Raw genomic sequence first — 1,411 nt, forward strand, 5'->3', positions numbered from 1 at the left:
TTGGTCGGGCACGCTGTTGGGTGTCTGAGGGAACGAACTTTCCTCAGTCGCCGGCCCCAGTGCACTCGAGCTTGTTGGTTCGGGGTGATGGGTGGCTGGTCGTTGTTTGAGAACTGCACAGTGGACGCGAGCATCTGTGGCCAAGTTTTTAAGGGCGCACGGTGGATGCCTTGGCACCAGGAACCGATGAAGGACGTGGGAGGCCACGATAGTCCCCGGGGAGTCGTCAACCAGGCTTTGATCCGGGGGTTTCCGAATGGGGAAACCCGGCAGTCGTCATGGGCTGTCACCCGCTGCTGAACACATAGGCAGTGTGGAGGGAACGCGGGGAAGTGAAACATCTCAGTACCCGCAGGAAGAGAAAACAACCGTGATTCCGGGAGTAGTGGCGAGCGAAACCGGATGAGGCCAAACCTACGGCGTGTGAGACCCGGCAGGGGTTGCGTCGTGGGGGTTGTGGGATCTCTCTTCTGTTGTCTGCCGGCAACAGGACGAGTCAGAAACCGTTGATGTAGGCGAAGGACATGCGAAAGGTCCGGCGTAGAGGGTAAGACCCCCGTAGTCGAAACGTCAGCGGCTCGTTGGAGAGACACCCAAGTAGCACGGGGCCCGAGAAATCCCGTGTGAATCTGGCGGGACCACCCGCTAAGCCTAAATATTCCCTGGTGACCGATAGCGGATAGTACCGTGAGGGAATGGTGAAAAGTACCCCGGGAGGGGAGTGAAATAGTACCTGAAACCGTGTGCCTACAAGCCGTGGGAGCGTCGGATGCAGCTTGCTGCATCTCGTGACTGCGTGCCTTTTGAAGAATGAGCCTGCGAGTTTGCGGTGTGTTGCGAGGTTAACCCGGGTGGGGAAGCCGTAGCGAAAGCGAGTCCGAATAGGGCGCTGTAGTAGCACGCTCAAGACCCGAAGCGGAGTGATCTAGCCATGGGCAGGTTGAAGCGGAGGTAAGACTTCGTGGAGGACCGAACCCACCAGGGTTGAAAACCTGGGGGATGACCTGTGGTTAGGGGTGAAAGGCCAATCAAACTCCGTGATAGCTGGTTCTCCCCGAAATGCATTTAGGTGCAGCGTCGTGTGTTTCTTGCCGGAGGTAGAGCACTGGATAGGCGATGGGCCCTACCGGGTTACTGACCTTAGCCAAACTCCGAATGCCGGTAAGTGAGAGCGCGGCAGTGAGACTGTGGGGGATAAGCTCCATGGTCGAGAGGGAAACAGCCCAGAGCATCGACTAAGGCCCCTAAGCGTACGCTAAGTGGGAAAGGATGTGGAGTCGCACAGACAACCAGGAGGTTGGCTTAGAAGCAGCCACCCTTGAAAGAGTGCGTAATAGCTCACTGGTCTAGTGATTCCGCGCCGACAATGTAGCGGGGCTCAAGCGTACCGCCGAAGTCGTGTCATTCGTAT

The 1,411-nt window shown here is 57.6% G+C and carries 1 rRNA gene (only partly in view); it reads left to right on the forward strand.

From position 1 onward, the window contains the following. Positions 1-138 precede the first annotated feature (138 nt). Positions 139-1,411: ribosomal RNA gene (locus tag ACWGJ5_RS46400) — 23S ribosomal RNA — on the forward strand; it runs 1,917 nt beyond the window's last position.

It is taken from the genome of Streptomyces sp. NPDC054783 (assembly GCF_053611725.1).